The organism is Pseudomonas sp. PDM27, from assembly GCF_019219205.1.
Taxonomy (GTDB): domain Bacteria; phylum Pseudomonadota; class Gammaproteobacteria; order Pseudomonadales; family Pseudomonadaceae; genus Aquipseudomonas; species Aquipseudomonas laurylsulfatiphila.
In genome coordinates this window covers 73,216-99,131 of the sequence record NZ_JAHUWF010000013.1, presented here as the reverse complement: position 1 = coordinate 99,131, position 25,916 = coordinate 73,216, and the positions used below count along the sequence as shown (strand labels likewise).

Annotated in this window: 25 protein-coding genes; 14 read left to right on the top strand and 11 right to left on the bottom strand. The window is 60.7% G+C overall.

Annotation, left to right across the window (positions count from 1 at the left end; translation table 11 throughout):
* Positions 1–26 precede the first annotated feature (26 nt).
* Positions 27–914: a lysophospholipid acyltransferase gene (locus tag KW838_RS23870; RefSeq protein WP_008018389.1), complete on the top strand. Its 888-nt coding sequence runs from the start codon at positions 27–29 to the stop codon at positions 912–914.
* Between the two features lie 72 nt (positions 915–986).
* A complete protein-coding gene (locus KW838_RS23865) occupies positions 987–1,226 on the top strand; it encodes a PilZ domain-containing protein (protein WP_015092855.1) in 240 nt (79 codons plus the stop codon).
* On the opposite strand, the gene KW838_RS23860 is transcribed toward KW838_RS23865, so the two are convergent.
* The 5 genes from KW838_RS23860 to def all read right to left on the bottom strand — a co-directional run bounded on the left by KW838_RS23860 (position 1,217) and on the right by def (position 5,925).
* Positions 1,217–1,534: a tetratricopeptide repeat protein gene (locus KW838_RS23860; protein WP_218503762.1), complete on the bottom strand. Its 318-nt coding sequence runs from the start codon at positions 1,532–1,534 to the stop codon at positions 1,217–1,219. The genes KW838_RS23865 and KW838_RS23860 overlap by 10 nt on opposite strands.
* 161 nt (positions 1,535–1,695) lie before the next feature.
* Positions 1,696–3,072, bottom strand: coding sequence for a Trk system potassium transporter TrkA (trkA, locus tag KW838_RS23855; RefSeq protein WP_007969870.1), 1,377 nt, complete (start codon positions 3,070–3,072; stop codon positions 1,696–1,698).
* Between the two features lie 22 nt (positions 3,073–3,094).
* Entirely contained in the window at positions 3,095–4,405 is a 1,311-nt protein-coding gene (gene rsmB, locus KW838_RS23850; RefSeq protein ID WP_095964423.1) for a 16S rRNA (cytosine(967)-C(5))-methyltransferase RsmB, read from the bottom strand.
* Positions 4,402–5,361, bottom strand: coding sequence for a methionyl-tRNA formyltransferase (gene fmt, locus KW838_RS23845; protein WP_102700996.1), 960 nt, complete (start codon positions 5,359–5,361; stop codon positions 4,402–4,404). The genes rsmB and fmt overlap by 4 nt, the downstream gene beginning before the upstream one ends.
* A 57-nt stretch (positions 5,362–5,418) precedes the next feature.
* On the bottom strand, positions 5,419–5,925 hold the full coding sequence (def, locus tag KW838_RS23840; RefSeq protein ID WP_007969867.1) for a peptide deformylase: 507 nt from the start codon (positions 5,923–5,925) through the stop codon (positions 5,419–5,421).
* Positions 5,926–6,112: 187 nt separating this feature from the next.
* Between def and KW838_RS23835 the strand changes: the two genes are divergently transcribed.
* The 3 genes from KW838_RS23835 (at position 6,113) to KW838_RS23825 (ending at position 8,737) form a co-directional block, all read left to right on the top strand.
* Positions 6,113–6,937 (top strand): peptidoglycan-binding protein, encoded by an 825-nt coding sequence (locus KW838_RS23835; RefSeq protein ID WP_218503761.1) that lies wholly within the window; start codon positions 6,113–6,115, stop codon positions 6,935–6,937.
* An 81-nt stretch (positions 6,938–7,018) separates the two neighbouring features.
* Entirely contained in the window at positions 7,019–8,125 is a 1,107-nt protein-coding gene (gene dprA, locus KW838_RS23830; RefSeq protein WP_218503760.1) for a DNA-processing protein DprA, read from the top strand.
* Positions 8,126–8,179: 54 nt separating this feature from the next.
* Entirely contained in the window at positions 8,180–8,737 is a 558-nt protein-coding gene (locus KW838_RS23825) for an L-threonylcarbamoyladenylate synthase (protein WP_102700999.1), read from the top strand.
* Between the two features lie 116 nt (positions 8,738–8,853).
* Here the strand turns inward: KW838_RS23825 and KW838_RS23820 are convergent, their stop codons facing one another.
* A complete protein-coding gene (locus KW838_RS23820) occupies positions 8,854–9,831 on the bottom strand; it encodes an NADPH:quinone reductase (protein WP_218503759.1) in 978 nt (325 codons plus the stop codon).
* Positions 9,832–9,994: 163 nt separating this feature from the next.
* Between KW838_RS23820 and hemF the strand changes: the two genes are divergently transcribed.
* Both hemF and aroE read left to right on the top strand, forming a co-directional pair.
* Entirely contained in the window at positions 9,995–10,909 is a 915-nt protein-coding gene (hemF, locus tag KW838_RS23815; protein WP_015092863.1) for an oxygen-dependent coproporphyrinogen oxidase, read from the top strand.
* 13 nt (positions 10,910–10,922) lie between these two features.
* Positions 10,923–11,744: a shikimate dehydrogenase gene (aroE, locus tag KW838_RS23810; protein WP_218503758.1), complete on the top strand. Its 822-nt coding sequence runs from the start codon at positions 10,923–10,925 to the stop codon at positions 11,742–11,744.
* A 90-nt stretch (positions 11,745–11,834) separates the two neighbouring features.
* On the opposite strand, the gene KW838_RS23805 is transcribed toward aroE, so the two are convergent.
* The 3 genes from KW838_RS23805 to betC all read right to left on the bottom strand — a co-directional run bounded on the left by KW838_RS23805 (position 11,835) and on the right by betC (position 16,059).
* Positions 11,835–13,403 (bottom strand): SulP family inorganic anion transporter, encoded by a 1,569-nt coding sequence (locus KW838_RS23805; protein ID WP_218503757.1) that lies wholly within the window; start codon positions 13,401–13,403, stop codon positions 11,835–11,837.
* A gap of 204 nt (positions 13,404–13,607) precedes the next feature.
* A complete protein-coding gene (gene choX / locus KW838_RS23800; RefSeq protein ID WP_095967887.1) occupies positions 13,608–14,528 on the bottom strand; it encodes a choline ABC transporter substrate-binding protein in 921 nt (306 codons plus the stop codon).
* 16 nt (positions 14,529–14,544) lie between these two features.
* Positions 14,545–16,059, bottom strand: coding sequence for a choline-sulfatase (betC, locus tag KW838_RS23795; RefSeq protein WP_218503756.1), 1,515 nt, complete (start codon positions 16,057–16,059; stop codon positions 14,545–14,547).
* Positions 16,060–16,173: 114 nt separating this feature from the next.
* Between betC and KW838_RS23790 the strand changes: the two genes are divergently transcribed.
* A complete protein-coding gene (locus tag KW838_RS23790) occupies positions 16,174–17,124 on the top strand; it encodes a LysR family transcriptional regulator (protein WP_015092868.1) in 951 nt (316 codons plus the stop codon).
* A gap of 44 nt (positions 17,125–17,168) precedes the next feature.
* Here the strand turns inward: KW838_RS23790 and KW838_RS23785 are convergent, their stop codons facing one another.
* On the bottom strand, positions 17,169–17,834 hold the full coding sequence (locus tag KW838_RS23785; protein ID WP_007969850.1) for an NAD(P)-dependent oxidoreductase: 666 nt from the start codon (positions 17,832–17,834) through the stop codon (positions 17,169–17,171).
* A gap of 83 nt (positions 17,835–17,917) precedes the next feature.
* Here KW838_RS23785 and KW838_RS23780 point away from each other — a divergent pair, with 83 nt between their 5' ends.
* The gene (locus KW838_RS23780) at positions 17,918–18,244 is read left to right on the top strand and encodes a DOPA 4,5-dioxygenase family protein (protein ID WP_102702135.1); all 327 of its coding nucleotides are present in this window, start codon (positions 17,918–17,920) and stop codon (positions 18,242–18,244) included.
* On the opposite strand, the gene KW838_RS23775 is transcribed toward KW838_RS23780, so the two are convergent.
* Positions 18,245–18,646, bottom strand: a complete 402-nt coding sequence (locus KW838_RS23775) for a GFA family protein (RefSeq protein WP_218503755.1) — start codon at positions 18,644–18,646, stop codon at positions 18,245–18,247.
* A 417-nt stretch (positions 18,647–19,063) separates the two neighbouring features.
* Between KW838_RS23775 and KW838_RS23770 the strand changes: the two genes are divergently transcribed.
* From KW838_RS23770 to KW838_RS23750, 5 genes are all read left to right on the top strand, one after another.
* Positions 19,064–20,371 carry a CitMHS family transporter gene (locus KW838_RS23770; RefSeq protein WP_007969845.1) on the top strand — a complete coding sequence of 436 codons (1,308 nt, stop codon included), beginning with the start codon at positions 19,064–19,066 and terminating at the stop codon, positions 20,369–20,371.
* 85 nt (positions 20,372–20,456) lie between these two features.
* Entirely contained in the window at positions 20,457–21,224 is a 768-nt protein-coding gene (locus KW838_RS23765; protein ID WP_102702134.1) for a TerC family protein, read from the top strand.
* A 293-nt stretch (positions 21,225–21,517) separates the two neighbouring features.
* Positions 21,518–23,176: a Na/Pi cotransporter family protein gene (locus KW838_RS23760; protein ID WP_218503754.1), complete on the top strand. Its 1,659-nt coding sequence runs from the start codon at positions 21,518–21,520 to the stop codon at positions 23,174–23,176.
* Between the two features lie 56 nt (positions 23,177–23,232).
* A complete protein-coding gene (locus KW838_RS23755; protein WP_218503753.1) occupies positions 23,233–24,609 on the top strand; it encodes a pitrilysin family protein in 1,377 nt (458 codons plus the stop codon).
* 232 nt (positions 24,610–24,841) lie between these two features.
* Complete coding sequence (locus KW838_RS23750) at positions 24,842–25,870, top strand: DUF5924 family protein (protein ID WP_007969841.1); 1,029 nt, start codon at positions 24,842–24,844, stop codon at positions 25,868–25,870.
* Positions 25,871–25,916 lie beyond the last annotated feature (46 nt).

Here is a 25,916-nt window from a genome sequence, read left to right as displayed (position 1 = left end):
GCACAGCACAAGATCAGGAGTGACCTGTGGATAAGTTGAAAGGCGCCTTGCTGGTAGGCGCTCTGCGGCTGTTTGCCCTGCTTCCGTGGCGGGCCGTGCAGGCCGTGGGCTCGGCGATTGGCTGGGTCATGTGGAAAACCCCGAACCGTTCCCGCGACGTGGTACGGATCAACCTGTCCAAGTGCTTTCCGGACATGGACCCCGCCGAGCGCGAACGTTTAGTCGGACAGAGCCTTAAGGACATCGGCAAGTCCCTGACCGAAAGCGCCTGCGCGTGGATCTGGCCGGCCCAGCGCTCCATCGACCTGGTGCGCGAGGTCGAAGGCCTCGACATTTTGAAGGACGCCCTCGCCTCCGGCAAAGGCGTGGTTGGCATCACCAGCCATCTGGGCAATTGGGAAGTGCTCAATCACTTCTATTGCAGCCAGTGCAAACCGATCATTTTCTACCGCCCGCCAAAATTGAAGGCGGTGGACGAATTGCTGCAAAAGCAACGGGTACAACTGGGTAACAAGGTCGCTGCTTCCACCAAGGAAGGCATCCTCAGCGTCATCAAGGAAGTGCGCAAAGGTGGTGCAGTGGGCATTCCCGCTGACCCGGAACCGGCCGAATCCGCCGGGATCTTCGTGCCGTTCTTCGCCACCCAGGCACTGACCAGCAAATTCGTGCCGAACATGCTCGCCGGCGGCAAAGCGGTCGGCGTGTTCCTGCATGCGCTGCGCCTGCCCGACGGTTCCGGCTACAAAGTGATCCTCGAAGCCGCGCCAGAGGCCATGTACAGCACCGATACGGCGGAATCCTGTGCGGCCATGAGTAAAGTGGTCGAGCGTTATGTCGGGGCTTACCCGAGCCAGTACATGTGGAGCATGAAGCGCTTCAAGAAGCGGCCACCGGGTGAAGAGCGCTGGTATTGATTCAATTGGCATGATCTGTGGATAACCCTGGATTCGGGGTTATCCACAACCGTTCATCAAAGGGCGCAGAAGATGTCCGAACACCGCAAGTCATTCCGCATCAAGATCAGTCACGAAAACATCGGCGAATGCCTGGGCCAGACGCGCAACCTGTCGACCACCGGGGTTTACGTCAAGCATCCGAAACTGTCGGCGTTGCCCCGGGGGGCGGTGGTCTACGGGCAGGTGCAAGACTTACCCACAGGCGCACCGCGGGTACGCATGGAAGTGGTGTTGGTGGATGCCGAAGGGATTGGCTTGCGCTATCTCTGAATGTTGCGATCCAGCTTTTTCAGAAACACCGCCATTTCCTTTTCTGCCTGCTTGTCGCCATGGTTGCGAGCGGCTTCCAGGCCTTGTTCCCAGGCTTGGCGCGCGGCCGCAAAGTCCGCCAGCGCCAGATGGGCCTTGCCCAGCAGTTTCCACGCCGCCGAATACTTCGGATCGAATTCGACGCAGCGCTGAAAATGCTCCGCCGCCTTGGCGTTCTCCCCCAGATCCAGATAACCCTTGCCCAGGCCGAAGCGCAGCAATGAGTTATCCACACCCTTGGCGAGCATTTTTTCCAGGGATTCGATCATCGGTGGATTCCTTTTTGAGGTAGGTCGGTTAGAGGTCAGGTGCCAGTCCGACCGCTATCGCGAGCAAGCTCGCTCCCACAGGGGCTTTGTGATCGACATATAACCAATATGGGAGCGAGCTTGCTCGCGATGAGGCCAGTCTGATCACCGAAAAATCCGGATCAGAAGAAACTCAGCCCCACATGGAACAACTTCTCCACATCGCGAATATGTTTTTTATCCACAAGGAACAGAATCACATGGTCGCCCGCTTCGATCACGGTGTCATCGTGGGCGATGATCACTTCTTCGTCGCGGATAATCGCACCGATGGTGGTGCCCGGCGGCAGGCCGATGTTCTCGATGGCCTTGCCGATCACCTTGCTTGATTTCGCATCGCCATGGGCAATCGCCTCGATGGCCTCTGCCGCGCCACGGCGCAGCGAGTGCACGCTGACGATGTCGCCACGGCGTACGTGGGCCAGCAAGGTGCCAATGGTCGCCAGTTGAGGGCTGATGGCGATGTCGATGTCGCCGCCCTGGATCAGATCGACATAGGCCGGGTTGTTGATGATGGTCATCACCTTCTTCGCACCGAGGCGCTTGGCCAGCAGCGACGACATGATATTGGCTTCGTCGTCGTTGGTCAGGGCGAGGAACAGGTCCGCGTCGGCGATGTTCTCCTCCAGCAGCAGGTCGCGGTCCGAGGCGCTGCCTTGCAACACCACGGTGCTGTCGAGGTGGTCCGAGAGGTGACGGCAGCGTGCCGGGTTCATCTCGATGATCTTTACCTGATAACGGCTTTCGATGGCCTCGGCCAGACGCTCGCCAATCTGCCCGCCACCGGCGATGACAATGCGTTTATAGGTTTCGTCGAGACGGCGCATTTCGCTCATGACCGCGCGAATGTTCGCTTTGGCGGCGATGAAAAACACCTCGTCGTCGGCCTCGATCACGGTATCGCCCTGGGGCAGGATCGGCCGGTCGCGGCGGAAAATGGCGGCCACGCGGGTTTCGACGTTCGGCATGTGTTCGCGCAACTGTCGCAGTTGCTGGCCCACTAGCGGCCCGCCGTAATAGGCGCGAACCGCGACCAGTTGCGCCTTGCCTTCGGCGAAGTCGATCACCTGCAAGGCGCCCGGATGCTGGATCAGACGCTTGATGTAGTTGGTGACCACTTGTTCCGGGCTGATCAGCACGTCCACCGGAATCGCTTCATTCTGGAATAACTGCTCTTCGCGGGTCAGGTACGCGGCCTCGCGAACCCGGGCGATCTTGGTCGGGGTGTGGAACAGGGTATGGGCGACCTGGCAGGCGACCATGTTGGTTTCGTCGCTGTTGGTCACGGCGACCAGCATGTCGGCGTCGTCGGCGCCGGCCTGGCGCAGCACGGTCGGAAACGAACCGCGGCCCTGCACCGTGCGGATGTCCAGGCGGTCGCCAAGGTCGCGCAGGCGTTCGCCATCGGTGTCGACCACGGTGATGTCGTTGGCTTCACTGGCCAGGTGTTCCGCCAGCGAACCGCCGACCTGCCCTGCACCGAGGATGATGATTTTCATCCAGTCACTCCATTGAATCCGTTTAACCGCGTGCGGCGGCGATCTTGATCAGCTTGGCGTAGTAGAACCCGTCGTGGCCGCCTTCCTGGGCCAGCAACTGGCGACCATGGGGCTGCTTGATGCCGGCCGTCGTGGCGAGGTCCAGTTCACGGGCGCCCGGCGTGCGGGCGAGGAACGCTTCGATGACTTCGGTGTTCTCGGTCGGCAGCGTCGAGCAGGTGGCGTATAGCAGAATGCCGCCGACTTCCAGGGTGTTCCACATGGCATCGAGCAGCTCGCCTTGCAGCAGCGCCAGCGCGGCGATGTCGTCGGGCTGGCGGGTCAGCTTGATGTCCGGATGACGACGGATCACGCCCGTCGCCGAGCATGGCGCGTCCAGCAGAATGCGCTGGAACGGCTTGCCGTCCCACCACGCCTGAGTGTCGCGGCCGTCGGCGGCAATCAGTTCGGCGCTCAGTTTCAGGCGCTCGAGGTTTTCCCGCACTCGCACCAGACGCTTGGCTTCCAGGTCTACCGCCACCACCCCGGCCAGTTTTGGCTCGGCTTCGAGAATATGGCAGGTCTTGCCGCCGGGTGCGCAGCAGGCGTCCAGTACCCGTTGGCCCGGTGCCAGATCGAGCAGATCAGCGGCCAGTTGCGCCGCTTCGTCCTGCACGCTGATCCAGCCCTCGGCGAAACCTGGCAGGCTGCGCACGTCGGCGGCGGCTTCGAGCACGATACCGTCACGGCTGTAGACACAGGGTGTGGCGGCGATACCGGCGTCGGTCAGCAAACCGAGGTAGGCATCCCGGCTGTGATGGCGACGGTTGACCCGCAGGATCATTGGCGGATGCGCGTTGTTGGCGGCGCAGATGGCTTCCCATTGTTCCGGCCAGAACGCCTTCAGGGATTTCTGCAGCCAACGCGGGTGGGCCGTGCGCACCACCGGATCGCGTTCCAGTTCGGCGAAAATCGTTTCGCTTTCGCGCTGAGCGTTACGCAGCACCGCATTGAGCAAGGCCTTGGCCCATGGCTTTTTCAACTTGTCAGCGCAACCGACCGTCTCGCCAATCGCGGCATGGGCCGGGACGCGGGTGTAGAGCAACTGATAGAGGCCGACCAACAGCAGCGCCTCGACATCGGCATCGGCAGCCTTGAACGGCTTTTGCAGCAACTTGGCCGCCAGCGCCGACAAACGTGGCTGCCAGCGTGCGGTGCCGAACGCCAGGTCCTGGGTGAAGCCGCGATCACGGTCCTCGACCTTGTCCAACTGCGTTGGCAGCGAACTGTTGAGCGAGGCTTTTCCGTTCAGGACAGCGGCAAGTGCCTTGGCGGCGGCCAGACGCGGATTCATTGAGCGTCCGCCGCTTGACCGAGGACGGTGCCGGTGGCGAATTTCTCACGGCGGCTGTTGAACAGGTCGCTGAAGTTCAGCGCCTTGCCGCCGGGCAATTGCAGACGGGTCAGGCACAACGCCTGCTCGCCGCACGCGACGATCAGGCCATCCTTGCTGGCGCTGAGGATTTCACCGGGTGCACCTTTGCCTTCGGCCAGGTTTGCGGCCAGCACTTTCAGGGCTTCGCCATTCAAGGTGCTGTGGGTGATCGGCCACGGATTGAAGGCACGCACCAGACGCTCCAGTTCAAGCGCCGGACGAGTCCAGTCGATGCGAGCTTCGTCCTTGTTCAATTTGTGCGCGTAGGTGGCCAGGCTGTCGTCCTGCACTTCGCCTTCCAGCGTACCCGCGGCGAGGCCGGCAATCGCCTGAACCACGGCCGGTGGACCCATTTCGGCCAGACGGTCGTGAAGGCTGCCGCCAGTGTCTTCGGCGCTGATCGGCGTAGTGACTTTAAGCAGCATCGGCCCGGTGTCGAGGCCGGCTTCCATGCGCATCACGGTCACGCCGCTTTCGGCATCACCTGCTTGCACGGCACGCTGGATCGGCGCCGCACCGCGCCAGCGCGGCAGCAGCGAGGCGTGGCTGTTGATGCAACCCAGGCGCGGAATATCCAGCACCACTTGCGGCAGGATCAGGCCATAGGCGACCACCACCATCAAGTCCGGTTTCAGCGCGGCCAGTTCGGCTTGCGCGTCTTCGTTGCGCAGGGTTGGCGGCTGCAACACCGGGATGTTGTTCTCCAGAGCAAGCTGCTTGACCGGGCTCGGCATCAGTTTTTGCCCGCGACCGGCCGGACGATCCGGTTGGGTGTAGACCGCGACGATCTCGTAAGGGCTGCTCAGCAGGGCCTTGAGGTGTTCGGCGGCGAATTCCGGGGTGCCGGCAAAGACAATGCGCAGTGGCTCAGTCATGGGTGACGTCTCTTGAAAAGAAAAAGGCTTGCCGCAGCAAGCCTTTGAAGATGGGCATCAGGCGTTCTGGCGATGAAGCTTTTCCAGTTTCTTCTTGATGCGGTCGCGTTTGAGCGTGGACAGGTAATCGACGAACAATTTGCCATTGAGGTGGTCGCATTCGTGCTGGATGCACACCGCGAGCAAATCTTCGGCGATCAGTTCGTATGGCTTGCCGTCGCGGTCCAGCGCCTTGACCTTGACCCGTTGCGGGCGATCGACGTTTTCGTAGAAACCCGGCACCGACAGGCAGCCTTCCTGGTACTGGCCCATGTCGTCGGTCAGCGGTTCGAGCTCGGGGTTGATGAACACTCGAGGCTCGGTGCGGTCTTCGGAGAGGTCCATCACGACGATACGTTTGTGCACGTTGACCTGGGTAGCGGCGAGGCCGATGCCAGGCGCTTCATACATTGTTTCAAACATGTCGTCGACCAACTGACGCACTTCGTCGTCCACTACGGCCACTGGCTTGGCGATAGTGCGCAGACGCGGATCAGGGAATTCGAGGATGTTTAAAATGGCCATAAGCTTGATCAGTGCACGTGTGAAGTAAGGTCGGGTCGATGGCCTGGCGGGTCCGAAGAAATGCAGGCTACCGTTGTAAAACGTAGCTCCCTTCTGTTGACAAGCAAGTTTTGACAAGCAAGCCGGGAGCGAGCCACTGACGGCTCTGGCGTTTCACGCGAATGCACATAATAAAGGGATTCACCGCATGAGGAAATCACTACTCGCCCTGCTGCTCCTGGCTTCGGCAGGTTGGGCGTACGGGCAGGTGCAACTTCGGGAAGATATTCCCACCATAAAGCTATCGCCTCAGGTTCGCAGCAGCCCGGTGACCGAGGTTATCCCCGGCATTGCGCTGAAATCGATCAACAGCTTTCTGCTGAGCAACCGCATCGTCGACAAGGCCGAGGATTTCACCAAGGCGCCTTACATCGTCGCTGGTGATTCCGAACGGGTGCTGAGCGGCGCGGGTGACCGCATCTTTGCCCGTGGCCAATTCGATCCGGCGCAACCGGCGTACGGCATCTTCCGCCAAGGCAAGGTCTACACCGATCCGCAGAGCAAGGAAATCCTGGGGATCAACGCCGACGACATCGGTGGCGGCGATGTCGTGGCCATCGAAGGTGACGTCGCCACCCTGGAGTTGCAACGCACGACCCAGGAGGTCCGCCTCGGCGATCGCTTGTTCAGCGGTGAAGAGCAGGCGATCAACTCGACCTTCACGCCCAGGGCGCCGAGCCACGAAATCAACGGTCTGATCATCGATGTTCCGCGCGGGGTCACGCAGATCGGCGAGTTGGACGTGGTTACGCTGAACAAGGGGCAGCGCGACGGTCTGGTCGAAGGCAATCTGCTGGCAGTGATGAAAACCGGCGAAACAGTGCGGGACCGGATCACCGGCCAGCCATTGAAAATTCCCGATGAGCGCGCTGGTCTGCTGATGGTTTTCCGTACCTACGACAAACTCAGTTATGGGCTGGTGCTCAGCGCTTCGCGCTCGCTGTCGGTGATGGACAAGGTACGAAATCCGTAAGAGTGCTTCACAAGTTACCAACAGAGTTATCCACAGCTTATTCCCGTTTGTACGGGTGCTCATAACGATCAAGGATGATCCATGTCGCTGTCTGCCGTTACACCGGTTTCCCCCGCGGAACTGGAAGCTCGTTTACGTCTGCACCGTTTGCCGGAACTCGGCCCGGCGCGTTTCAAGAAATTGCTCGAAGCCTTCGGTTCGGCATCGAAAGCCCTCAGTGCACCCGCCAGTGCCTGGCGCGCGCTGGGTTTGCCACTGGCCTGTTCCGAGGCCAGGCGTAGTGCTGAAATCCGAGACGGCGCCAGTCATGCATTGGCCTGGCTGGAGCATCCGGCCCAGCATTTACTGATGTGGGACCAACCGGACTACCCGGCGCTGCTGGCACAAATCAGCGATGCACCACCGCTGTTATTTGTCGCCGGCGATCCCGGCATTCTGGAAAAACCACAACTGGCGATGGTCGGCAGCCGTCGCGCGTCCCGGCCGGGGATGGACACCGCTGCCGCGTTTTCCCGCAGCCTGGCGGGTGCCGGTTTTGTCATTACCAGCGGCCTGGCCCTGGGCATTGACGCCGCCGCACATCAGGCCGCGCTGGACGTTGGCGGGCAAACGGTGGGTGTGCTCGGCACGGGGCTCGAGAAGTTTTATCCACAGCGCAATAGACGCCTGGCGGACGCCATGATCGCCTCGGGCAGCGCGGTACTGTCGGAGTTTCCGCTGGATGCAGGCCCCAGCGCTGGCAACTTCCCCCGGCGCAACCGGATCATCAGCGGTTTGTCCCTCGGGGTGTTGGTGGTCGAAGCCAGTGTCGCCAGTGGATCACTGATTACCGCGAGGCTGGCAGCGGAACAGGGGCGCGAGGTGTTTGCGATGCCCGGGTCGATCCATCATCCCGGTGCCCGCGGCTGCCATCAGTTGATCCGTGACGGTGCGGTGCTGGTGGAAACCATCGAGCATATCCTCGAAGCCTTGCGCGGCTGGCAACGACTGCCGTTATCCACAGAATCCTTTACCCCTGAAACGACTCACCCCTTGTTGAAGTTGCTGCATGCCGCACCTCTGACCAGTGAAGCGTTGGCCGACGCAAGCGGCTGGGCCTTGCCGAAAGTGCTGGCGGCGTTGACGGAACTGGAAATGGACGGTCGCGCTATTTGCGAAAGCGGGCGTTGGTTTGCACGGGTGAGCTAGGTTTTATAAACAAGATCGGTAAACTGCGCAGAGCCTTATTCTGGAGAGTTTTTCATGGTCAACAGTTGGCGTGTGCAACAAGCCGCGCAAGCAATTCGCGCCGGGGCGGTGATTGCCTACCCAACCGAAGCAGTCTGGGGCCTGGGTTGCGACCCGTGGGACGAGGAAGCGGTGGAGCGTCTGCTGCTGATCAAGGGTCGGTCTGAGGATAAAGGGCTGATCCTGGTCGCGGACAACATCCGTCAGTTTGATTTCCTCTTCGAAGACTTCCCCGAATTGTGGATGGACCGCATGGCCAGTACCTGGCCGGGACCGAACACCTGGCTGGTGCCGCACCAGAACCTGCTGCCGCAGTGGATTACCGGCGTGCATGAAACCGTGGCGCTGCGGGTCAGCGATCACCCACTGGTGCGGGACTTGTGCGCGCTGGTCGGGCCGCTGGTATCGACGTCGGCCAATCCGCAGGGACGCCCGGCGGCACGCACGCGGCTTCGCGTCGAGCAGTACTTCCGTGGGCAGGTGGATCTGGTGCTGGGTGGCAATCTGGGCGGGCGCAAGAACCCGAGCGTGATTCGCGATCTGGCGACCGGCAAGGTTGTGCGCCCGGATTGAGACCGGGTTGACCTCATTCGCGAGCAAGCCCGCTCCCACACTGGATCTGTGAACGACACAGGTTCAGTGTGGGAGCGGGCTTGCTCGCGAAGGGGCCCTACCGGTCAACTACCCATTCAGGGCAACAGAACCACCGACCCCGTCGTACGCCGTGCCGACAACTCGGTCTGCGCCTTCGCCGCGTCAGCCAGTGGAAAACGCTGACTGATGTCCACGGTCAGCTTGCCGCTGATGATCATCTCGAACAACTCGTCGGCCATGTGTTGCAGGTTCTCGGCGTTGTTCGCATAAGTGCCCAGGGTTGGCCGGGTCACGTACAGCGAGCCTTTCCCCGCCAGGATCCCCAGGTTCACGCCGTCGACCGCGCCGGACGCATTGCCGAAACTCACCACCAGGCCACGCGGTGCGGCGCTGTCGAGTGACGTCAGCCAGGTGTCCTTGCCAACGCCGTCGTACACCACCGGGACTTTTTTGCCGTCGGTCAATTCCAGCACGCGCTGGGCGACGTTTTCATGGCTGTAGTCGATGGTCGCCCAAGCACCGTTGGCCTTGGCCAGTGCGGCTTTCTCGGCCGAACTGACCGTACCGATCAGCTTCACGCCCAAGGCCCTGGCCCATTGGCAAGCCAGGGAACCGACACCACCGGCTGCGGCGTGGAACAGGATGGTTTCGCCACCCTTGAGTTCATAAGTCTGACGCAGCAGGTACTGCACGGTCAGGCCCTTGAGCATCACGCCTGCGGCCTGTTCGAAGCTGATGGCGTCCGGCAGTTTCACCAGATTGGCCTCGGGCAGCACATGAACTTCGCTATAGGCGCCCAGAGGGCCGCTGCCATAGGCCACGCGATCGCCGATCTTGAAGCGGGTCACGTCGCTGCCGACCGCCTCGACCACGCCCGCACCCTCCGAGCCGAGGCCCGATGGCAGGGATGGCGGCGGGTACAGGCCGCTACGGTAATAGGTGTCGATGAAGTTCAGGCCGATGGCCTTGTTGGTCACGCGCACTTCCTTCGGACCTGGCTCGGCGGGTTGGTAATCCACATACTCGAGCACTTCGGGGCCGCCATGGGCGCGGAACTGGATACGCTTTGCCATCGGAACTCTCCATAGGTCGTTTTGCCAAGCGCCCTATCGGACTCCTAAGCTTGATTTTCGTCAACTGCGAAGGGGTAACTTGCGATGTTATGCTACGCGCCCATTTGCGCAGGCTGAGCTCCAATGGAGCGCCGCGTTGTTTTGCCCGATTCAAGGTGATGACATGACGACCCGCACCGAGGCCGTAAAAGCCTACCTGCTCGACCTGCAAGACCGTATCTGCGCCGCCCTGGAAGCCGAAGACGGTGGCACGCAATTCGTCGAAGACGCCTGGACCAGGCCGGCCGGCGGTGGCGGTCGCACCCGCGTGATTGAAAACGGCACGGTCATTGAAAAGGGTGGCGTGAACTTTTCCCACGTCTTCGGCAGCGGTCTCCCACCCTCCGCCAGCGCCCACCGGCCGGAACTGGCGGGCCGTGGCTTTGAAGCCTTGGGCGTGTCGCTGGTGATTCACCCGCACAACCCCCATGTGCCGACTTCCCACGCCAACGTGCGCTTTTTCATCGCTGAAAAAGAAGGTGAAGAACCGGTCTGGTGGTTTGGCGGCGGCTTCGACCTGACCCCGTATTACGGTAACGAAGAAGACTGCATCCACTGGCATCGCATCGCCGAGCAGGCCTGTGCGCCGTTCGGCCCGGACGTCTACCCGCGTTACAAGGCCTGGTGCGACAGCTACTTCCACATCAAGCATCGTCACGAACCGCGTGGCATTGGCGGGCTGTTCTTCGACGACCTGAACGAGTGGGATTTCGACACCAGTTTCGCCTTCATGCGTGCCATCGGTGACGCCTACATCGATGCTTACCTGCCGATCGTGCAGCGCCGCAAGAACGACGCGTTCACGGCCAAGCAACGCGAGTTCCAGGAGTTCCGCCGTGGCCGCTACGTTGAATTCAACCTGGTCTACGACCGCGGCACGTTGTTCGGCCTGCAATCGGGCGGGCGTACCGAGTCGATCTTGATGTCGCTGCCACCGCAAGTGCGCTGGGGCTACGACTGGAAGGCCGAGCCTGGTAGCGAAGAAGCGCGCCTGACCGAGTACTTCCTGCAGGACCGCGATTGGTTGGCCGAAGCTTGAACGAGGAATCCTGATGGACCGTTATGTCGTGTTCGGTAACCCGATTGGCCACAGCAAATCGCCGTTGATCCACCGTCTGTTCGCCGAGCAGACCGGGCAAAAGCTGGACTACAACACGCTGCTGGCGCCACTCGACGACTTTTCCACCTGTGCCCGGACGTTTTTCCTCGAAGGACGCGGCGCCAATGTGACGGTGCCGTTCAAGGAAGAGGCCTACCGGCTGGCGAACAGCCTGACGGCGCGGGCGCAGCGCGCCGGTGCGGTCAATACCTTGAGCAAACTGGCCGATGGCAGTCTGTTGGGCGACAACACCGACGGTGCCGGGCTGGTGCGGGACCTGACGGTCAACGCCGGATTCAGCCTCAAGGGCAAACGCATCTTGCTGCTCGGCGCTGGCGGCGCGGTGCGTGGTGCCCTGGAGCCGCTGCTGGCCGAGCAGCCGGCTTCGGTGATCATCGCCAACCGCACGGTGGACAAGGCCGAGCTGCTGGCGGAGCTGTTCTGCGATCTGGGGCCGGTCTCGGCCAGTGGCTATGACTGGTTGCGAGAGTCGGTGGACCTGATCATCAACGCGACTTCCGCGAGCCTCACGGGCGATGTGCCGCCGATTGCGCCCAGCCTGATCGAACCGGGCAAAACGGTGTGCTACGACATGATGTACGGCAAGGAGCCGACCTCGTTCTGCCGCTGGGCCAGCGAACACGGGGCGGCGGTGGCGATGGATGGCTTGGGGATGCTGGCCGAGCAGGCTGCGGAGGCGTTTTTCCTGTGGCGCGGTGTGCGACCGGATACAGCGCCAGTGTTGGCTGAGTTGCGTCGGCAGTTGGCCCTTTAAAAGCTTCGCGAGCAGGCTCGCTCCCACAGGGGGTCACCAAGAACCTGTGGGAGCGAGCCTGCTCGCGAATGGCGCGACACCGATTTCGGCTCAGTCCTCAAACTGAATCGGGCACTTTTCCGCGCCCTCAAGCTTCCTAAGCTCTTCCACCACCTGCGGCCGGGCCCGGCGCAAGGTCAGGCTGCGGTCCTGGCGCAGCAATCGTCGCGCCTCCTGGTGCAGCATTTCCACCCCTGAGTAATCGATGAAGTTGATCTGCTGCGCCTCGATCACCACGCGCGCGCCGTGCAAGCGTTGCAGGCGTACTTGCAGGTAGTGGCTGGCACCGAAAAAGATCGAACCGCCGACCCGCAGAATGTCCTCCTCGCCATCACGTACGTGCTGCACCCGTGGCTGGGATGTGCGTTTGAGATAGAAAAAAAGCGAGGCCAGTACGCCGGCGTAGATCGCCGTCTGCAATTCCAGCAGCAGCGTGGCGACGCAGGTCAGCGCCATGACCACGAACTCGGCGCGGCTGACCCGCAACAATGCGCGAATGCCGCGATGGTCCACCAGTCCCCAGGCGATCAACAGAATGCTGCCGGCCATGGCCGGAATCGGGATGTGCGCGATCAGGCTCGCGCCGAAGATCGCAAACAGCGCAACCCACAAGGCCGAAAAAATCCCGGCCAGTGGCGAACAGGCGCCCGCTTCATAGCTCAGGCCTGAGCGAGTGAAGGAGCCGGCCGATAGCGATCCGGAAAAAAACGCGCCGACAATGTTCGACAAGCCCTGGGCGCGAACTTCCTGGTTGGCGTCGAGAAGTTGCTGCGAACGTGCAGAGATCGAGCGGGCAATCGACAGGCTGGTGACCAGCCCGAGCATGCCAACCGCCACGGCGCTGGGCAGCAAACGCAGGATCAGGTCGAGATCCAGCGGCAACGGACTGAAAGGCGGCAGCCTGCCGGTAAAGGCGCTGACCAGTTGCACATGGCCGAACATCGACGGCCAGAGCCAGACCAGCAATCCGCCAAGGATCAGGGTGATCAACAGCGTCGGCCAGCGTGGCAGCAGCAGTTTTAGGATCACGCCCACCACCACGGTCGCCAGTCCCAGCGCCAGCGAAGGTTTGTCCATTTCGCCGATATGGCGTAACAACGTGATGAAACTGTCCAGCGCGGTGGCTTGGCTGGGCAAGTCCAGTCCCAGCAGGTTAGGCAATTGACCGATGGCAATCACCACGGCAGCCCCCAGGGTGAAGCCGAGCACCACCGAGTGCGAGACGAAATTCACCAGCGCGCCAAACCGCAACAAACCCAGCAGCCATTGAAAGATGCCGGCAAGAAACGTCAGCAACAGGATCAACATGACGTAGTCCTGCGTCGCCGGAACGGCCAGAGGACTGACGCTGGCGAACAGGACAATCGAGATGGCCGCTGTAGGACCGCAGATCAAATGCCACGACGAGCCCCAGAGGCAGGCGATCAGTACCGGGATGATTGCGGCGTACAGGCCGTATTCCGGTGGGAGACCGGCGATGAGCGCGTAGGCAATGGATTGCGGCAACGCCAGAATCGCGCCGCTGAGGCCGACGACCAGGTCGCGTCCGATACTGGCGCGGGTTTGCTTGGGCAACCAACTGAGGAATGGAAAGAGTGAATGGCGGCTTGGCAGGGCCATGGGGCCTCTCGGTTGGGGGGGTACGAAAGAGTATCAGGACCAGGCAATCATTGTGGCGAGGGGGCTTGCCCCCGATCGATTGCGAAGCAATCGTAAACCATTGCATGCGGTTTACCTGATAAACCACAGTTGCTGGTTTTGGGACGGCTGCGCCGTCCAACGGGGGCAAGCCCCCTCGCCACACAAATCCATTTCGACTCTGGTTTAGAGTTTGGCTTTGACCGCCGGCAACGCATCCTTCCCATCCACGGTCTTCACTCCATCAAGCCACTTGTCCAACACCGCGGGGTTGGCCTTGATCCACGCCTTGGCGGCGTCGGCGTTACTGACCTTGTTGTTCACCACCTCGGCCATGATGCTGTTTTCCATGTCCTGGGTGAAGCTCAGGTTGGTCAGCAGCTTGCCGACGTTCGGGCAGGCCTGTGCATAACCTTTGCGGGTCAATGTGTGCACGCTGCCGGTGTCACCGAAGTACTTCTCGCCGCCCTTGAGGTAATGCATTTTCAGCTGCACGTTCATCGGGTGCGGGGTCCAGCCGAGGAAGGTCACGAATTTCTGCTTTTTCACCGCGCGGGACACTTCTGCCAGCATGGCCTGCTCGCTGGACTCGACCAGTTTCCACTGGCCCATGTCGAAATCGTTTTTCTTGATGATCTCTTGCAGCGAGATGTTGGCCGGTGCACCGGAACCGATGCCGTAGATCTTGCGGTCGAACTTGTCGGCGTATTTGTTCAGGTCGGCAAAGTTATGCACACCTGCGTTCCATACGTAATCCGGAACGGCGAGGGTGAATTCGGTGCCGTCGAGGTTCTTCGCCAGTTGCGTGACATCGCCGTTGGCGACGAATTTGTCATAGAAACCCTGCTGGGCCGGCATCCAGTTACCCAGGAACACATCGACCTGGCCATCCTTGAGCCCGCCAAAAGTGATCGGCACCGCGAGGGTGTCGACCTTGGCCTTGTAGCCCATGCCGTCCAGCAGGAACCCGGTGATGGCATTGGTCGCGGCGATGTCGCTCCAACCCGGATCGGCCATCTTCACGGTCTCGCAACTCTGATCGGCAAACGCCGATGCACTGCCCAGAGCCAGGAGCCCGACCGTCAGTACTGTGGATAACCTTTGCATGGACTTCCCCTTAACATTATTGGTTTTGGCAGGGTTGTGGATAACGTGCTTTACGTTCCAGATCGTCGAGGTCGATGTGGTTGCGCATGTACTGCTGACTGGCGTCTACCAGCGGCTGGTGATCCCAGCTCTTCAGCTTGCCGAGGGTCAGCGCCTCGGCCACGAAACGCCGGCGCCGCTGGCTGGCGAGCACCTGCTGGTGGATGGCCGGAATATTCCATTTCGCCCGCGCCTCAACGAGAAAATCGGCGAACAGCTGGCGATGTTGCGGCGAATGGCTGAGTTCTTCCAGTTCTTGAGGGTCATTGTGTACGTCGAAGAGCAGACAAGGGTCGTCTTCGCTGTAGATGAATTTATAGGCACCGCGGCGGATCATCATCAGCGGGCTGATAGTGCCTTCGGCCATGTATTCGCCGAACACTTCATCGTGGCCGCCTTGCCCTTGCAGGTGCGGCACCAGCGAACGGCCATCCAGCGGCAAGCCCGGTTCCAGCGAGCCGCCGGCCAGTTCGACGAATGTCGGCAACAGGTCCGCCGTGGAAACACTGGCGCTGACCCGGCCAGCGCCAAACTGCCCCGGTGCGCTGATCAGCAGCGGCACCCGTGCGGCCATTTCATACCAGTGCATTTTGTACCAGAGGCCGCGTTCGCCGAGCATGTCACCGTGGTCACCGGAAAACACGATGATGGTGTCATCGATCAGCCCTGTATCCTCGAGGGTTTGCAGGAGTTTGCCGACGTTGCTGTCGATATAGCTGCACGCGCCGAAATAGGCACGGCGGGCATCGCGAATCTTATCCACAGGCAGTGGCTTGTCCCACAGGTCATAGACCTTGAGCAAACGCTGCGAGTGCGGGTCGAGGTCATGCGGGTCCGGGGTTGTAGGCAGCGGGATATCGGCATCGTCGTACAAATCCCAGAAAGCCTTGGGAATCGTGTACGGATCGTGTGGGTGAGTCATCGACACGGTCAGGCAAAACGGCTGATCGCCATCCTCACGGATGTGATCAAACAGGTACTGCTGGGCCTTGAATACCACCTCTTCGTCGAAATCCAGCTGGTTGGTGCGCACGCACGGTCCGGCTTGCAGAACCGATGACATGTTGTGGTACCAGGTCGGCCGCACGTCCGGTTCATCCCAGTTCACTGCCCAGCCGTAGTCGGCCGGGTAGATGTCACTGGTCAGGCGCTCTTCGTAGCCGTGCAACTGGTCCGGCCCGCAGAAATGCATCTTGCCCGACAGGGCGGTGCGATAGCCGAGGCGGCGTAAGTAATGGGCATAGGTCGGTACGTCGGCGGGGAAATCGGCAGCGTTGTCGTAGGCGCCGATCTTGCTCGGCAACTGACCGCTGACCAGGGTGAAACGCGACGGTGCACACAGTGGGCTGTTGCAATAAGCCGAGTCGAACACCACGCCTTGTGCGGCGAGGCGGCTGAGATTGGGCAGCTTGATGGGCGATGGACCGTAGAACGGCAACATTGGCGCGGCCATTTGATCGGCCATGATGAAAAGAATGTTCTTGCGCTTCATGTGATCGCGGCATTCCATAGTGGATGTTTATGCGAGAGTGCTGGCTTCGAGAATGGAACCCAAGCTCTTCGCGGTAAAGCCCATGCACGGCAATGACTAGGATAAGCACAGCTTATGTATGACGCCCTTGGTGACCTGTCACTGGATCTGCTTCGAGCCTTCGAAGCGGCAGCCCGTCAGCGCAGCTTCACCGCGGCGGCGGTTGAACTCGGCACCACGCAGCCGGCCATCAGTCAGCAGATCAAGCGCCTTGAAGAACAACTGGCGACCCGATTGTTCGACCGCATTTATCGCGGTATCGAGTTGACTGAGGCCGGGCTGATACTTTTTCAGCAGGTTCAGCTCGGATTGCAGAATATCGACGCAGGATTGAGCGCAATCAGTGCGCAGCAACAGCATGAGGTGCTGCAGGTGGCCACGGATTTTGCCTTCGCCGCCTATTGGTTGATGCCGCGTCTGCACCGCTTTCACGCGGCCAATCCGCAGGTGGATGTCAGCCTGGTCACCAGTGAACGCAGCCATAACATGCTACGTACCGATATCGACGTGGCGGTACTGTTCGGCGATGGCCGCTTCAAGCAGGGTGAAAGCCATTGGCTGTTCAGTGAGGAAGTGTTTCCGGTGTGCAGCCCGCAGTTGCTCAGTGAGCGTTCCCTGCCTTTGCCCCCCCAGGCCTTGCTCGAGTTTCCGTTGCTGCATCTGCGCGGGGAAAACAGCAGTAACTGGTTCGACTGGAGCGGCGTATTCCGCGAATTGGGCATCACCTCGCCCCCGGCGCCCGGGCAACTGCGTTTCGACAATTACACCTTGCTGATTCAGGCGGCGATTGGTGGTCAGGGCGTGGCCATCGGCTGGCGCCACCTTGTGGATAACTTGCTGGCGCAAGGGTTGTTGTGTCGACCGATCGGCGAAACAGTGATGTCCCGGCTGGGCTATTACGTGGTTTTGCCCCAGCGTAAACGGCGTGGGGTGTTGATCCAGCAGTTCGTGGATTGGTTAATGGCTGAACAGGCGGGCAGCGCGGAGTCGTTAACGGGGTTGGCGTTTCCTTCCATTGCGGTTTGAGCGTTAAAAGATCGCAGCCTGCGGCAGCTCCAGGAGCAGCCAATTCAAGGTTCCGAGGTCGCGATGAAACTGACGTGCTCGCCGATGTGCAGTTTCAGGTGCAATTCATCGGCAATGCCCACGGCGGTGCGGGCCAATCGCCCAAGCGGTTCGGCCAGCCCCGGCTCGAGGTTGCCACCGGGTTTGGCGAAATGTTCGATGGTCAGCCCCGGTACCCCGCGCGGCTCGTTGACCAGCGTCCACTGCAAAGGACTGCTTTGCAGTGCCTCGCGGATTTCCTCTGCGGCGTGACGTTGCAGGCTGTCCTCGAGTTCCGGCTCGTCCAGCACCGCGAAATCTCCCACCAGAAACAGCCGGGCAACGCCTGCTCCTTGCAGGCCTTCAATCAAGGCGTCGACTGCCAGCACTTGCTCGACCGGACCCGGTACGATGGTTTTTTCCACGTGTTCGCTGTTGAACGGTAAGCCTGGAGCGTCCAGCAAGCAGATGACCACGGAGCTGCCGGCCACACTCTGCTTGACCCGTTGCGCGTCGAACAGGTCGCCAGTCTTGGTGCGCAGCCCCGGACGGGGTGCCAGCGCATTGAGGTCATCGAGAATCGCGATCACCTCATGCTGGCGCCGTAGCATTTCAGCCATCAGCGCACTGCCCAGGCTACTCATGGCACCATAAAGCACCACTTTCACAACGGGGGTTTCGGCATTTTTCATGGCTGAACCCTTTTCCCAGCGTCTATATGACGTGTGACCCGCAGGAAAGGGTGAGGGTTCGAACAGCTTTCAGAGGGATTGCAATGCAGCAGATCACGGGCTATCACGCCCATGTTTACTTCGATGCCGACTCGATCGGGCAGGCGCGGGCCCTGTGTGAGCAGGCGGCGCAATTGTTTCCAGTGAAAATGGGCCGTGTCCACGAGCGCCCGGTCGGCCCGCACCCGGACTGGAGCTGCCAGTTGGCGTTCGCGCCGCAGGTGCTGGGCGACGTGCTGCCGTGGCTGGCGCTCAATCGCAAGGGCCTGGTGGTGTTTCTACACCCGGACACCGGCGACGATCTGCGCGACCACACCGAGCATGCGATCTGGATGGGCGCGATTCGACCGCTGGACCTGTCTATTTTTTGATCAGAGTGTTTCTTCGGCTTCGCCGGGCAAGTGTTCGTCCAGATGCAGCCATGGCAAGCGGCTGTCGGTCCAGATGTGCCGCTGCGCCGGTGCCTGCTCGGGGTGGTCGAGGGTGGCGATGGTCAGGTCGATGCTGTCCGGGCTCAGGTGCGTTACCACCGCCAGCTGCGCCCCGCAGTGACCGCAGAAATAACGCGCGCAGGTGGATGAAGAGTCGTACCGCGACGGCGTCCCGGCCAGCCATTGAAAGGCGGATACCGGCACGGTGATCCAGGTGGTCACGATGCCGCCGCTGACCCGTCGGCAAATCGAACAATGACAGTGGACGATGTCGTGCAGTGGCCCGCTGAATTGATAGCGCAGCTGCCCGCAGTGGCAACCGCCGGTGTGAACATTGTTCATGACATTCCTCCTGCTGCGTTATGACTGTCGCCTTCGCGAGCAAGCCCGCTCCCACATTGGCTTTGTGTACGACACAGATCCAGTGTGGGAGCGGGCTTGCTCGCGAAGGCCGTAACCCGGTTCACCTCCCTGCCCCCGTCCGACGACCGGTCGTGCATCCGGTCAAAGCTTTCAACTGCGAAAGCTGGCTGAAAGCTTCCCCGATTAGGATCGCCGCCACTACCGGCAAAAGACCGGTGGCCAATGCGAGTGTTCGATTGCTCGAAAGGCCCATTTAACAACAACAATGGTGATTCTGATGTCCTCTTCTACCCGCCACTTCGCTGTGCCTCCCTCCGTACATCTCGTGCTTCCCGTTCTGCGCTGATCCCGCCCGATCCGCCCATTCCCTAGCCGCGCTACGCCTGGAGTACTCCCATGCTGACTTTCCTTGGCTTCGCCATGGTCATCACGTTCATGTTCCTGATCATGACCAAGCGCCTGTCTGCGCTGATCGCCCTGATCCTCATTCCAATCATCTTCGCCCTGTTCGGCGGCTTCGGCCCCAAAATCGGCCCGATGATGCTCGAAGGCATCACCAAGCTCGCGCCGACCGGCGTGATGCTGATGTTCGCTATTTTGTATTTCGCCCTGATGATCGACTCCGGCCTGTTCGATCCGGCCGTGCGCAAGATCCTCAAAATGGTCAAGGGCGACCCGCTGAAAGTTTCGGTCGGCACCGCTGTACTGGCGCTGGTCGTTTCCCTCGATGGTGACGGCGCGACCACCTACATGATCTGCGTGGCCGCCATGCTGCCGCTCTACAGCCGCATCGGCATGAGCCCGCGGATCATGGCCGGCCTGATCATCCTCGCCGGTGGCGTGATGAACATGACCCCATGGGGCGGCCCGACCGCCCGTGCCGCCAGCGCACTGCACGTGGACCCGTCGGCTATTTTCGTCCCGATGATCCCGGCGATGCTGGCCGGTGTGGTGGCGATCCTGGCCATCGCTTACTTCTACGGCAAGCGTGAACGTGCGCGCCTGGGTGAGCTGCACCTGGTGGGCGATGAAGTCGACCACAGCGAAATCAGTGTTTCGCAGTTCCCGGATGCCCGTCGTCCGAAACTGATCTGGTTCAACGGCGCCCTGACACTGGGCCTGATGTGCACCCTGATCGCCGGCCTGCTGCCGTTGCCGGTATTGTTCATGGTGGCGTTCAGTATCGCCATGATCGTCAACTATCCTTGCCTGCAACAGCAGAAGGATCGCGTCGCGGCTCACGCCGGTAGCGTACTGGCCGTGGTCGGGCTGATCTTTGCGGCCGGCATCTTCACCGGTATCCTGTCGGGCACCGGCATGGTCGATGCCATGTCGAAAAGCCTGTTGTCGGTGATTCCGGATTTCCTCGGCCCGTACCTGGCGGTGATCACGGCGCTGGTAAGCATGCCGTTCACCTTCTTCATGTCGAACGATGCATTTTATTACGGCGTGTTACCGGTACTTGCCGAAGCCGCCAGTCACTACGGTATAACCGCGGTGGAAATGGCACGTGCCTCGATCGTCGGTCAGCCCGTCCACCTGTTGAGCCCGCTGGTTCCATCGACCTATCTGTTGGTGGCCCTGGCCGGTATCGATTTCGGTGACCACCAGCGCTTCACCCTGAAGTGGGCAGTGCTGGTTTGTATCTGCATACTGATTGCTGCACTGCTGTTGGGGACTTTCCCGATGTTCAGCACTCTATAAGCCCAAGACTCACCACTTCGGGTCCAGGCTTCGCTGTTTGAAGCCCGGACCCTTTGTGGTTTAACAATCGCTCAAAGGAATACACATGGAATGGCTGACCAACCCTGAAATCTGGGTTGCCTTCTTTACCCTGACCGCCCTGGAAATCGTCCTGGGCATCGATAACATCATCATGATTTCGATCCTGGTCAGCCGCATGCCCAAACACATGCAGGCGCGCACCCGGATTTTCGGTCTGGCGCTGGCCATGATCACGCGAATCCTGCTCCTGCTGTCGATCACCTGGGTCATGCGCCTCACCGCCGACCTGTTTGTCGTGTTCGGCCAGGGCATCTCCGGACGTGACCTGATCCTGTTCTTCGGTGGTCTGTTCCTGCTGTGGAAGAGCTCGCAAGAGATGTACCACGCCCTGGAAGGTGAAGACGAAACCAACGAAGCGCCTTCGGGCAAGGGCGGCAACTTCCTCTACACCATCATCCAGATCGCGATCATCGACATCGTGTTCTCCCTCGACTCGGTCATCACCGCAGTCGGCATGGTCTCCCACGTACCGGTCATGGTCGCGGCGATCATCGTGGCTGTGCTGGTGATGATGTGGGCTTCCGGCACCATCAGCGAGTTCATCGACAAGCACCCGTCGCTGAAGATGCTGGCGCTGTCGTTCCTGTTGATCGTCGGTACCGTGCTGATTGCCGAATCCCTGGATATGCATATTCCTAAAGGCTACGTCTACTTCGCCATGGCGTTCTCGCTGGCGGTGGAAGCGATCAACATCAAGATGCGCACGGCCATCGCGAAAAAGAAGAAACAGCAGGATCCGGTAAAACTGCGCAAGGACATTCCGGGCCAGTAACCCGGTAGCGCTAAATACGCAAAACCTGTGGGAGCGAGCTTGCTCGCGATGGCGGTCCGTCAGTCAACATCGATGTTGGATCTGATGGCCTCATCGCTAGCAAGCTCGCTCCCACAGTGCTTTGTGTGGCTGGAAGATCGCCGTTTTCATGACAGTTTTGTTTCAATCCCTTCTTTGGCTGTGCGATGCTGGCGCGCAGACCGTTAGCCAACTACAGCTTAAGTACAGAACGTAGAACGTCGCGCGGCACCGTTAACTTGCTCCTTTGGGGCGCTACACCACAGGGGGTCATTATGCTCACCCTGCTCAATTTGCTTTCCGCGGTGGCCCTGCTGATTTGGGGCACGCACATCGTCCGAACCGGCATTCTGCGGGTCTACGGCACCAATTTGCGCCATGTCATCAGCCATAACATGGCCAACCGCTGGCTGGCTTTCGCGTCCGGGATCGCCGTGACGGCGATGGTCCAGAGCAGCAACGCCACTGCCATGCTCGTCACCTCCTTTGTCGGCCAGGGCCTGATGGCGCTGACCCCGGCGCTGGCCACCATGCTGGGTGCGGACGTCGGTACGGCGCTGATGGCACGGGTGCTGACGTTCGATCTGTCGTGGCTGTCGCCATTGCTGATTTTTGTCGGGGTGATTTTCTTTCTGTCGCGCAAACAGACCCGGCTCGGGCAGTTGGGCCGTGTCGCCATTGGCTTGGGGTTGATCATTCTGGCGCTGCAGCTGATTGTCGAGGCGGCGCATCCGATTACCCATGCCAAAGGGGTGAAGGTGATTTTCGCCTCGCTCACCGGCGACATCCTGCTCGATGCCCTGGTCGGGGCACTGTTCGCGATGATTTCCTATTCCAGCCTGGCCGCCGTGCTGCTGACCGCGACCCTGGCGGGTGCCAACGTGATCAGCCTGCCGGTGGCCATCGGGCTGGTGATCGGCGCCAATATCGGCAGCGGCATACTCGCCTTCCTCAGCACCAGCATGCAGAACGCCGCCGGACGCCAAGTGGCTTTGGGCAGCCTGCTGTACAAACTGATTGGTCTTTTATTGATCATTCCGGTGCTCGACCCGCTGGTGCACTGGCTCGATGGCCTGGATTTCAGCCCTCAGGAAATGGTCATTGGCTTTCACCTGCTCTACAACACCGTGCGCTGCCTGATCCTGCTGCCCAGCCTCAAACCGATGGCCAGGTTTTGCGCCTGGGTGCTGCCGGAGCGCCCGCTGGCCAACGGCACGGCCAAGCCCCGGCATCTTGACCCCACGGCATTGGTCACACCTGGTCTGGCGCTGGCCAACGCGGCTCGGGAAACCTTGCGCATGGGCGACCTGATCGACAACATGCTCGAAGCCATGCTTGACGTGTTGCGTGGCAAGCAAACCGCCGTCACCCAGGAAGTCCGCCGCCTGTGCGACGATGTCGAAGCGCTCTACAGCGCGATCAAGTTGTACCTGGCGCAAATGCCCCGGGAAGACCTCAGCGATCAGGACAGCCGGCGCTGGGCGGAAATCATTGAGCTGGCAATCAACCTGAAGCTCTCCAGCGACTTGATCGAACGCATGCTGCGCAAGATTCAGCAGCAGAAAACCTCGCAGCGCCGGTCGTTTTCCGAAGTCGGGCTGGACGAACTGACCGGACTGCACACCCAGTTGATTTCCAGCCTGCGGCTCGGGATGTCGGTGTTTCTCAGTGGTGACCCGGAAAGTGCGCGCCAACTGGTGCGTGAAAAACGTCGTTTCCGCGCACAGGAACGGCGCCTGGCCCACGCTCATGTCAGCCGTTTGCACCGTAAAATCGTGCAAAGTATCGAAACCAGCTCGTTGCACCTGGAGCTGATCGCCGACATGAAGCGTCTGAATTCGCTGTTTTGCAGCAGTGCCTACGTGGTGCTGGAAACATCGGACACCGGCGCATTGGTTGTTGATGATTTGAGCGACATCACCCATTCACCCTGAACGTCCACAGTTGCCTGAAGTCTGTTGAACTTACGCTGGTCGTATGGAAGCTTGTTATGCGTTGTCTGTTGTTCGCCTGCCTGTTGCTTGGTTCACTCCCGTCATTCGCCCTGGATCGCTTCCAGGTCGAGGGCTACACGCTGCGCAATGGCTTGCAGTTGCTGCTCAAACCCGGCACTGATCGCGGGCATGTGGCAATCCGGTTGGTGGTCGGCGTTGGCCTGGATGATTTCGGCTGTGAAGAAAAGGAACTGCCGCATCTGCTGGAACACCTGCTCTTCAGCGGCATCGACGCCAGTGGCGAAGGTGGCCTGGAGGAGCGCATGCAGGCCTTGGGCGGTGAGTGGAATGCCTTCACCAGCAATGCCGATACGACTTTCGTCATCGAGGCCCCGGCGAAAAACCAGCGCAAGGTACTCGACCTGTTGCTGGCGTTGCTGACCCAGACCCGCTTCGACGACAGCGCCATCAACGCGGCCAAGCAGGTGGTCGAGCGTGAAGACGGTGGTCACTACTCGCATCTGCAACGCTGGCTCGATCGTCAGGACCTCGGCCACACGGCCAGCAACCAACTGGCCGTCGAGTTGGGCCTCAAATGCCCGGAGCGTGCGCAAGTCGATGACCTGACCCGTGAACAACTGGAGCAGGTGCGCAAGGACTGGTATGCGCCGAACAACATGACCCTGATCGTGGTCGGCGACCTCGACAAGTTGCTGCCAGCCTATCTGGAGCGGGCGTATGGCACGCTGGAAGCGATCACCCCAGGCGAGCATCCGCCGCTGCCGCAAATCCAGGCCAGCGCCGCCCATGAGCGCACCTTGACCCAAGGTCTGGTCGGTAACGGCGCCAAGTTGCACTGGTCGGTGCCGGAGCCGGTGCTGGAAGATGGGCACGACCAAACCTTCGATTTACTCAAGGACTATCTGGATTGGGCGCTCTATCGCCAGCTGCGCCTGGCTCATGGTTTGTCCTACGGCCCGTGGGCGGAACGCGAAGTGTTCGGCGGCGTGGGTTTCATGAGCCTCAATGCCGACCTTGAACGCGACGACGTGCCCGAGGCCGAACAAGTGCTCGATGACTTGAAGGCCGGACTGCTCAGGGACGGCCTCAATGCTGAAACCTTCAACCGCCTGAAGCAGGCCGCGATCGCCCGCCAGGCCTGGGCCGTACAAGGCAACAGTGCGTTGGCCGACTACTACTGGAGTGCCATCGGCGACTACGAGGACGGCCGTTTCACCAATCCGGCCAGGGAACTGCAAGGGGTGACGCTGGAAGAGGCGAACAAGGCGGTGCGTGAACTGCTGTTGCAGCCGGGGTATTTGCGGATCGAGAAGCCGTTGTTCAGCTATGACCAGTTGATGTGGTTGGTGGTTGGTGGGGCGGGCTTGATCGTGTTGATGCTGGTGGGCCGGCGTTTGCATCGCAGGAAGTAACCACTCTGTTTGGCAAGAAAACTCCCTGTGGGAAACACAATCCCCCTGTGGGAGCGAGCTTGCTCGCGGTGAGGCCATGTCATTCAACATCAAAGTTGACTGATGCGCCGCCATCGCGAGCAAGCTCGCTCCCACAGGTGGCGTGGTGTCACTGACCGTGAACCCTCGCCACAGCGCCACACCAGCGGTACTCTGTCGAGGTTTTTTCCTACAACAACTGTGAACCCGCCGAATGCAGAACCTGACCCGTTTCGTACAGCGCATCCTCGAATTGATGAAGCGCTACCCCGGGGTCATTGCGCTTGCCGGTTTCATCTCCGGGGTAGGCAGTTTCATCCTGGTCGATCGCCAGCAAGGCCTGGCGAGCTGGATCACCACCATCATGCTGATCAGTTGGATCTGGCTGATGCTGGAGAACAGCCTGACCAAGTTGTTCACGCGCATTTTCAAGCGCGAAATCCCGGAACCCTTGCTGCGTTACGCAACGCAGATGATCCATCAGGAAAGCCTGTTCTTTGTCCTGCCGTTCTTCTTCATCACCACGACGTGGAACAGCGGCCAGTTGTTTTTCACCGGGCTGCTGGGCGTCGCGGCACTGATTTCGATCATCGACCCGCTGTACTACAAGTGGCTGGCGCCACGGCGCTGGGCGTTTCTGGCCCTGCACACCCTGACCCTGTTCGCCGCGCTGCTCACCGCGTTGCCGGTGATCATGCACCTGACCACCGCACAAAGTTTCAAATGGGCGCTGGGGATCTCGGTGCTGCTGTCGTTCCCGAGCCTGGCGTCGATCTTCCCGATTCGTACCCTGCGCAGTGCGCTGGCGATTTTGAGTATCACTCTGGGCATTGGCGCCGTCGGGTGGGAGCTGCGCTCGTGGGTGCCACCGGCGACGCTGTGGATGACCGACGTGGCCATCAGTACGCAAATGCAGGACCGCACGCCTGGCGCCAGCCTCGACGAAGTCAGCGCCGAGCAGATCCGCAATGGCGGGCTTTACGCGTACACCGCGATCAATGCCCCGCGTGGCCTGGACGAGCGGATTTATCACGTCTGGCAGTTCAACGGCAAAGAGGTCGACCGCATCCCTCTGGATATTCGTGGCGGGCGCAAGGAAGGTTACCGGGCCTGGACCCACAAGCAGAATTTCCCCGGCAACCCGGCCGGCAAATGGCAGGTCCGGGTGCTGACCGAAGATGGCCAGGTCATCGGCGTGCTGCGTTTCAAGGTCACGGACAGCACAGCGATCAAAGAAAAGTAGTGCGGTTCGTGCTATTACGTAGAGCTGCCTAATCACTGAACAAGCA

Bases quoted from the DNA above. Each gene is read 5' to 3' on its own strand.
- KW838_RS23865 (WP_015092855.1), top strand. From the start codon at position 987: ATGTCCGAACACCGCAAGTCATTCCGCATCAAGATCAGTCACGAAAAC.
- KW838_RS23860 (WP_218503762.1), bottom strand. From the start codon at position 1,534: ATGATCGAATCCCTGGAAAAAATGCTCGCCAAGGGTGTGGATAACTCA.
- trkA (WP_007969870.1), bottom strand. From the start codon at position 3,072: ATGAAAATCATCATCCTCGGTGCAGGGCAGGTCGGCGGTTCGCTGGCG.
- rsmB (WP_095964423.1), bottom strand. From the start codon at position 4,405: ATGAATCCGCGTCTGGCCGCCGCCAAGGCACTTGCCGCTGTCCTGAAC.
- fmt (WP_102700996.1), bottom strand. From the start codon at position 5,361: ATGACTGAGCCACTGCGCATTGTCTTTGCCGGCACCCCGGAATTCGCC.
- def (WP_007969867.1), bottom strand. From the start codon at position 5,925: ATGGCCATTTTAAACATCCTCGAATTCCCTGATCCGCGTCTGCGCACT.
- KW838_RS23835 (WP_218503761.1), top strand. From the start codon at position 6,113: ATGAGGAAATCACTACTCGCCCTGCTGCTCCTGGCTTCGGCAGGTTGG.
- dprA (WP_218503760.1), top strand. From the start codon at position 7,019: ATGTCGCTGTCTGCCGTTACACCGGTTTCCCCCGCGGAACTGGAAGCT.
- KW838_RS23825 (WP_102700999.1), top strand. From the start codon at position 8,180: ATGGTCAACAGTTGGCGTGTGCAACAAGCCGCGCAAGCAATTCGCGCC.
- KW838_RS23820 (WP_218503759.1), bottom strand. From the start codon at position 9,831: ATGGCAAAGCGTATCCAGTTCCGCGCCCATGGCGGCCCCGAAGTGCTC.
- hemF (WP_015092863.1), top strand. From the start codon at position 9,995: ATGACGACCCGCACCGAGGCCGTAAAAGCCTACCTGCTCGACCTGCAA.
- aroE (WP_218503758.1), top strand. From the start codon at position 10,923: ATGGACCGTTATGTCGTGTTCGGTAACCCGATTGGCCACAGCAAATCG.
- KW838_RS23805 (WP_218503757.1), bottom strand. From the start codon at position 13,403: ATGGCCCTGCCAAGCCGCCATTCACTCTTTCCATTCCTCAGTTGGTTG.
- choX (WP_095967887.1), bottom strand. From the start codon at position 14,528: ATGCAAAGGTTATCCACAGTACTGACGGTCGGGCTCCTGGCTCTGGGC.
- betC (WP_218503756.1), bottom strand. From the start codon at position 16,059: ATGAAGCGCAAGAACATTCTTTTCATCATGGCCGATCAAATGGCCGCG.
- KW838_RS23790 (WP_015092868.1), top strand. From the start codon at position 16,174: ATGTATGACGCCCTTGGTGACCTGTCACTGGATCTGCTTCGAGCCTTC.
- KW838_RS23785 (WP_007969850.1), bottom strand. From the start codon at position 17,834: ATGAAAAATGCCGAAACCCCCGTTGTGAAAGTGGTGCTTTATGGTGCC.
- KW838_RS23780 (WP_102702135.1), top strand. From the start codon at position 17,918: ATGCAGCAGATCACGGGCTATCACGCCCATGTTTACTTCGATGCCGAC.
- KW838_RS23775 (WP_218503755.1), bottom strand. From the start codon at position 18,646: ATGAACAATGTTCACACCGGCGGTTGCCACTGCGGGCAGCTGCGCTAT.
- KW838_RS23770 (WP_007969845.1), top strand. From the start codon at position 19,064: ATGCTGACTTTCCTTGGCTTCGCCATGGTCATCACGTTCATGTTCCTG.
- KW838_RS23765 (WP_102702134.1), top strand. From the start codon at position 20,457: ATGGAATGGCTGACCAACCCTGAAATCTGGGTTGCCTTCTTTACCCTG.
- KW838_RS23760 (WP_218503754.1), top strand. From the start codon at position 21,518: ATGCTCACCCTGCTCAATTTGCTTTCCGCGGTGGCCCTGCTGATTTGG.
- KW838_RS23755 (WP_218503753.1), top strand. From the start codon at position 23,233: ATGCGTTGTCTGTTGTTCGCCTGCCTGTTGCTTGGTTCACTCCCGTCA.
- KW838_RS23750 (WP_007969841.1), top strand. From the start codon at position 24,842: ATGCAGAACCTGACCCGTTTCGTACAGCGCATCCTCGAATTGATGAAG.